Origin of the sequence: Streptomyces roseolus (assembly GCF_014649855.1) — a bacterium.
GTDB lineage: Bacteria > Actinomycetota > Actinomycetes > Streptomycetales > Streptomycetaceae > Streptomyces > Streptomyces roseolus.
Genome location: NZ_BMTV01000005.1, coordinates 310,373 through 317,006, shown reverse-complemented (window position 1 = coordinate 317,006; position 6,634 = coordinate 310,373). Strand labels below are relative to the sequence as shown.

Annotated in this window: 3 protein-coding genes and 2 pseudogenes; 3 read left to right on the top strand and 2 right to left on the bottom strand. The window is 65.7% G+C overall.

All coding sequences use genetic code 11. From position 1 onward, the window contains the following. Positions 1 to 34: 34 nt before the first annotated feature. Positions 35 to 2,278 (bottom strand): tetratricopeptide repeat protein, encoded by a 2,244-nt coding sequence (locus IE245_RS08535; RefSeq protein WP_189946136.1) that lies wholly within the window; start codon positions 2,276 to 2,278, stop codon positions 35 to 37. A gap of 190 nt (positions 2,279 to 2,468) precedes the next feature. On the opposite strand from IE245_RS08535, the pseudogene IE245_RS36800 reads away from it, so the two are divergent. Next, a pseudogene (locus tag IE245_RS36800) lies at positions 2,469 to 2,624 on the top strand (IS5/IS1182 family transposase); the annotation flags it as partial. Between the two features lie 523 nt (positions 2,625 to 3,147). Here IE245_RS36800 and IE245_RS08530 read toward each other — a convergent pair. Continuing rightward, positions 3,148 to 3,495, bottom strand: a pseudogene (locus tag IE245_RS08530) (MBL fold metallo-hydrolase); the annotation flags it as partial. A gap of 684 nt (positions 3,496 to 4,179) precedes the next feature. Here IE245_RS08530 and IE245_RS08525 point away from each other — a divergent pair. Together IE245_RS08525 and IE245_RS08520 are read left to right on the top strand one after the other, a co-directional pair. Continuing rightward, positions 4,180 to 5,418 carry a hypothetical protein gene (locus IE245_RS08525; protein WP_189946135.1) on the top strand — a complete coding sequence of 413 codons (1,239 nt, stop codon included), beginning with the start codon at positions 4,180 to 4,182 and terminating at the stop codon, positions 5,416 to 5,418. Next, positions 5,408 to 6,598, top strand: a complete 1,191-nt coding sequence (locus IE245_RS08520; RefSeq protein WP_189946134.1) for a hypothetical protein — start codon at positions 5,408 to 5,410, stop codon at positions 6,596 to 6,598. Before IE245_RS08525 ends, IE245_RS08520 begins: the two co-directional genes overlap by 11 nt. Positions 6,599 to 6,634: the final 36 nt, after the last annotated feature.

Sequence of the window (6,634 nt, the reverse complement as noted above, 5' to 3'; positions counted from 1 at the left end):
GTCCGCTACGAAGCGACCGTGCTGGTCGCAGCCATCAACGAGTGGCTGTGACCAGCACTTTCACAACAGACCCTAGGTCACTGTCATCGCGCCAGCGCTGCGTCAGTGCGAGGGCCCGCCCGGTGAAGTGCGGGTCGACGCTGGAGCGTGCCCCGAGCATGACCCACAGGGCTGTCTCGTCCGAGCTGCGCGGGTCGAGGGGCTGCCCCTGCCCGCCGGTGGTGAGAGCCTGCCACGCCAGGTCAAGCAGGCCGCGGAGCGCGTAGCACTTGACCAGGGCCCAGCGGGCGTCGATGTCCAAGGGGTCGAGTTCGAGAAGGCGCAGGGCCGCATCCGTAGCGCGGTCGTAGCGCCCGTCGGCGGCTTCGGCCTCAACGAGGAGCGCGTACATGCGTCCCTGCCCGGCCCAGCGCGGTCCGGCCATCCGCAGTGCTTCCTGTGCGCACTCACCAGCCTGCCGGTGGTCCTTGGCTTCCAGGAACAGGCCCGCAGCCATGGCCATCAGCCGCGCGTCGTTCCACTCGGCGGAACCGTCTCTTAGAGTCTCGGCAGCCAGAGCGATATCGCCGGCACGGTGGTAGCGCTCGGCAAGTGCGACCACGATGGCCGGGCTCCTGGTGACGTTGGCACGCAGCAGGCTGAGCGGATCGCTCCCCTCAGCGTGCAGGGCCCGGGCGAGAAGTTCGAGTTCCCCAACGCGCTCGCCGAAGAGGGGTTCGAGGTGGCTTAGGTCGGGTAGGTCCGCACCGCTGGAGGCCAGGCCAGCCGCAGCCGTGAACTGTTCGCTCTCCGTGCCAGCGACTTCCCATGCCTCCTGCCACAACCGCTGAACCTCCGCGGTGTTCGTGCCGCGTCCCTCCCTCGATTCCGCGAGAACCGCCGAGGCATGCGCACGCGCGAACCCATGTGGCATGCACTGCACCAGTTCCTCGGCCTCCCGCCACCGTCCCGTCATCGCGGCAACCAGGGCGGTCTGCATGCCCATGCGGGGGTCTTCGGCCTCATGCGGTTCGGCTTCCCCTTCCGGCACCGGCCGGGCAAGCTTCCACGCCAGGGCCAAGTCCTCGCTCACCACCGCCGCCTGTACGGCCAGCACAGCTGCTTCGGTGCTGTCGCCCGACCAGCTCCGACGGTTGTTCCTAGCGCGGAGGGCCACGGCCAGGGCCTCCTGGCCGGCACCGAGCCTATTCGTGGTCCGGCTGCTGCGGGCGTGCTCCAAGAGCGTGGCGGCCAGGGTCAATCCGATACCGCTGGCGGACTCGTCGGCCCCTCGAAGTACTGCCAGTGCCTCCTCCAATCGCTGGAGGTTGAGCAGCGCCTTGGCCTCAAAGTGGGTCTTGATGGCCGCTGATCGCGCATCGTGTGATTCCCACCGCCTGAGGTCTACCAAGCCCTGCTCCCACGCGCCGTCGAGAAAACCACGGAACGCTGCCAGGAGAGGGGACGAGCTCCCCTCCCCGTGTGTAGCAAGGTAGGCGCGTGTATCTTCCTCCGTCCCGTCCTTCGGGTGGAGCGCCGCCAGCACCGTGTAGTAGTCCCGGGGATGCCCCCCTTCTCGCAAACACATTTCGAAGAAATGCCGGGCCGCACCAGCAACGTCATAGTCGGCCGCAAGATGTCCTAGCCAGGCGTAGGCGCCGGCTGGGGCGTCCTCAAGCCAGGCCGGATGGGTATCCGCCCACTGCCGCAGGACATCTCCGCGCTGCCGCCCCAGGGGGTGCAAAATGCCCATGCACTTGATCACTCCTGGCCACGACGAGGCGAGGTGGCGGGCTTCCTCGGCTGCCCAGGAACTGAGCGTACTCACGGCCTGCTCAAGACCGTCGCGGCCTCGCACATCCTGACGGAGTTCCTGGATCTGGTCCCGGGTCTTCTGTCCCTCCTCCTTCGTGGTCTGTAGCCCCCAGGTACCGACGAGAAGGGCCGCCTGCGAGGGATCGGCAGCACGCACCGACTCCTCCATCACCATCCACAGCACCTGCAGCGCATTACGACGGCGTTCCTCAGCGCTACCGCCAGGCATCATGTAAGCGAGGCGTCCAGCCGCCTGGTCGAGTGATGCCTCAGTACATGTACGCAGCTGTTCGCCAGTGTCCTTACGCGCCAGCCAGACTCGCAGCGACTTCGCCCTCACTGGAATCCCGGCCTCAGTCGCCCGCTTGGCCGCGGCACGCGCCACCTTGGGCCTGCGAAAAACCTTCGTGAACCCGCTCAGCGCGAGCTTGCCAGCCCACGGCATGGCTGCCTTCGCTAGCAGCGCCGAAGTCAACAGAGCCATGTGTCCTCCCCGACACAGCGCAGGGTCACACGCCCAGGCACCTCACCGTACGGACCCTATAACCGAGGTCTGACATTGAACCTTTGCCAAACTGGCGGTGTTGACCGCGAGCTGGACACGCCTGCGCAATGGCGAAGCTCCTGATAGACGGATCTCGACCAAGATCACCCGTGCCTGCCCGGAGCTTCGCGTGCTCGTACACCCATCCTCGGTCGATGTGCCCCATCGCATCCTGCGGCTCCTGACCAGGCGGCTGAAGGCCAGACAGCAGGGGATCGGGACGCGCTGGCGTCTTCTCCCCGCCTCGAGACAGGCCCTGCTCGCCCTGGCTCACCTGCGGTGCGGGCGACGCGGCCAAGCCGTGGTCCTCCAACTCAATCGAGCAGCAGGCCGCCATCGTCGACCGGTGGTACGCCGCCGTCCCAGCCTTCCTCGCTGAGAAGTTCCAGCACCCCTTTCCCCGATCTCACCCTCAAGACGCCCCCACCCGTTCGACCACTACCTCCACGCTCGTATCCGTGCTGGCATGACATGAAGGACCGCCTTCATCCTCCAACCTCACCCCGAGCCTCGCACCGCGGCAAGACCCTGATCCAGCTGCACCCGAGCGAGCCGACTAAGAACGAAGAAGAAGCCCGCCGGCGAACCGGTGAGGCTTCTTTGGGTACATGCTCAGGTATCCACGATGCATGTACGGACGACAACCGAGGACGAACCCGCTCTGGTCGGCAAGGGCACGAACCGCGGCGCGCACACCGAAGGTTCCCGCCGGGACGGACCGTCCAGAGCATGCAGCATCCGATCACGTTGCTCGGCCGAGAGGCGAGCCAGTAGGGTCACGACCCTGCCTAGCTCGTCCTCGCCCGACGTCACCGATCACCCGCCAGGTCGAGATCACGCTCGGACGCCTCGACAGGAATCTGCGCCGGCTTCGGCCGGCGCCACGGACGGGCAATCGGCTGAGACACCCCACGCAACCAAGCATCCGCGGGCAGCTTGCCCGCCGGCTCGAACGGCTCACCGGGACGCGGGAACGCCACCGCCTGCCCGACTTCCTCCGCCGCGTCCTTCGTCCACTCCCCCGGCTCCGCCCACGGATGCGGAGCCAGGTTGAACGTGGCCCAGTGGATCGGCAGCATCACACCGGCCGGAGCACCTCCCTGCAGGTCAAGATGGGCCTGGACCCCCTGCGCGGGCGTCATGTGAATGTCTGGCCACGCCCCAGGCATCGGCGTATAGTCCGTGTGGTTCTTGGGCAATATGACGCTCAATCACTTCTCAGAAAATACTATTGCGTTGGCCTTCAGGTCGTGCCGCCGAGTCGGCGCGCCACTCTTGATCACCCGCTCGGTGACCGACGCGGATGCCCATAGAGAGCCCCCAATGCACTTCGTCGCGGTCTCCCCCCTCACGCACCACAGGGGACCTCCCGCAGCGGCGACATCCACTCCGCCGGGCCCCGGGTCCTCCCTTCGCAAATGTTCAAGCATGCGGTCGTCGCGACCAACGACGTGGCTTCCTGGTCCTGCGTCAGGGGCGTTCCAAGGGCCGCGAAGGCGTTCTGGACACGGTTGGCGAGCTGGCGAGAGGGCCGCACTGACACGGTGATCCCGACCGTCGGCCCCGGCAAGCAGTCGCCCCTCGACATGCGGGCCCTGGCTTCGCCAGAGACCCCAACCGATCTGGCGGCACGCGCCCCTGACCTTCACCACCGACGCCAGGGTCCTGATCATCACGCAGACAGAGATCGGATCTTCCGAAAGGAAGACCATCCGGGCAGGGTGAGGCGCACCATGGACTGCGGCTGAGGTCACCCGGCCGCCGGACCACAACGATGCTGTGGACTTGTTGCTGCCCTCCTGGAGACTCCGTTGCTACCAACTGCAGAACTTCTTGTCGGCATGTCACGACACCTGAGCACTTACGGGGCCAGCCAGCCCAAGGCTGATCTGGCCCAGCTTGAGTTCGCGGGCCGGATCTTTGAGCTCGCTCTCCGGCTACGGGGCAGCGGTGTCAGCTCACCCGAGCGTGTCGAGGCCCTTGGGGTCAGCGCCGGCATCAGCAAACGAGAGATCCGTAGGGAGTTCCTTCCCACGCTTGAGGTGCTGGGCCTTGTCGACCTTGAGCGCGACCATGAGGGCGCCATCAAGGTGGTGTCCGAGAAAATCCCGCCTGTCGACGATCTCTACCAACGTGCCGACAGCGTTCTCAGTAACGTCATGCCTGAACCGCTTGAGATGACGGCTCTCACGATTCTCCGCATAACCACCATCATGCCGATCACCATTTCAACGGCAAAGGAGGAGTGCGCGACACTCGGACCCGAAGAGCTCACCGTCCGGGCAATCGAAAACCTTGAATCCCTGCACCTCTGCACTCGTCAGCGGAGCGCCGACGGGGACGAGGTGCTCTTCAACCCCAATGTCTGGGCAGTTGACAAAGATCATTCTCATGCCGCTTTGCAGGCCGAGGATGGGGCCGTACGAGCGGCACTGAGCGGCGTTCTGGAGGAGGTGGCTGCGACGGCTGGAATGCCTGAGGACGAGATCCAGTCCGGAGAACGGAAGTGGGTGGACTATGCCGTCTCCCAAGGACTTCTGCTGCGATCTATCGTCACCACGCTCGGAGGCCAGGAGCGAGCATTCCTCTTCTCTCCGCATATGGGGCGATCCGTGTTCGACGCCCCGACGGGAGCCGACCCGTCCGGGCACGTGCGTCAGCTCATCGGCTCCATGGTGTTCGCTCGACGATTCGCCAGTAACCGGCTCTTCGCTCCAACCTCCTTCCTGCGAAAGCTGGTACGAAACGGCGAGGCAGGAGACGCATCCAACATCGGCACCGACTACTCCATGCTCGAAACTGCCGGAATTGTCCGCGTTGAGCCGGCATACAGGTTCAAGAAGTTCGTCCTCCTGCAGGCAGACGTCGCCGAGGAGGCCATCACCTACCTTGAGGACAGCGCAGACGGAAACACCACGTCGGGTGCCCTCCAAGGACAGCGCGGCTACCGCCACCCTGAAGCGGAACGTGCACGACGCCTGGTCCAGTCCCCTAAGGAAGCAGCCCCCAGCCCCAGCGCTTCGCAAGATATTCTCGCCGCACTGCGACAGGAAATGGGGCGGCGACGCTATGACCGGTAGGGCTGGAAAGGAAAAGGGCGACGAACTGGAACGCCGGTTCGCCCGAGCGGAGTTCGCGGATGGCGCACTCGTCCGCGTACGTCACCCTGTCACGCAGAGCGTCGGAGGGCGGCCGCGTACGGTAACGGACGTCGACGTGCTGTCGATCGACTTCGACTCAAGACTCCGTCCCCACATCGGCATCAGCGAGTGCAAGTCCACCCGCGGACAGAGCGGGGAGCAGGACCGCCTCTTGTGGTTGCGGGGGCTGCAGGCCCTCGTCGGTGCGGACCGCTCGGCGCTCGTTCGCCAAACCGTCACTGAGGCCGGCCGCGGGGTAGCGCGCCACATCGGGGTTGACCTATTTGCCAGCTCCGAGCTGGAGCGTCGTGAGCAAGTCCTGGAACACGTACCGCAGCACTTCGCCACCATCGGGGAGACCGCCTTCAAGGAGGAGAGCGCTGCCGCGGACCAGCAGCTCAAGAAGATCGGAGATCTCCCGTCAGGGCTCGTCTCCTTCCTCAGGCACGACGCGCTCCTGGCTGATCCTCACAGAGTCCTAGGAGCGCTGCTGACCCTGGACGAGGTGACACGCACGGGGACAGTCCTTCCCAACCCTTTGGCCAAGCTGTTGGCCGGTCACGTTCTCCAAGCGTTGGTATCCGCAGCCCTACGCGCCGGCGGTCGGACCGACACCGTGGGCTCCGAGGGCACGCGGCGAGAGATCGAGCAGGGGCTGAACACCGGAGACCCTCACGACCGCCAGATCCTGCGAGTGGCAGAGATGGCTGACGCCTTGCTCCGCGAAGAGCTCGTAACCATTCATCAGGCGTACCGGTCGGCAGGGGCACCCGCGATTGAGCGCCCTGTCCCCTCCGTCCGCGACGCGATGTCGCAGACACCAGTGTGGCTGGTCAACTTCATGGACCTCGCCGAACGGCTGCGACGCCGAAGCCCTATCGCCCGCCAGCTGCCGCAGACCATCGACCTGGCGGTTTTCGACGCCCTACTCGGCGGCGACGCTTGGAAGGCGCCAGCGTTCGATCACCTCTTCGCGCGAGAGCACCGACAGGCCCTGGGGATTGCCATGGACTGCCTGGCGAAGGCGGTGCCAGAGTTGACGAAACACCTACTTCCCTTGAAGGACCTGCCCTTCGACCGAGCCGCAACAGCCTCGCTCAGCCAGTCGAAGCATCAGTGATCACGTACCTGGGGTGGGGCAGGCACCCGCCTGCCC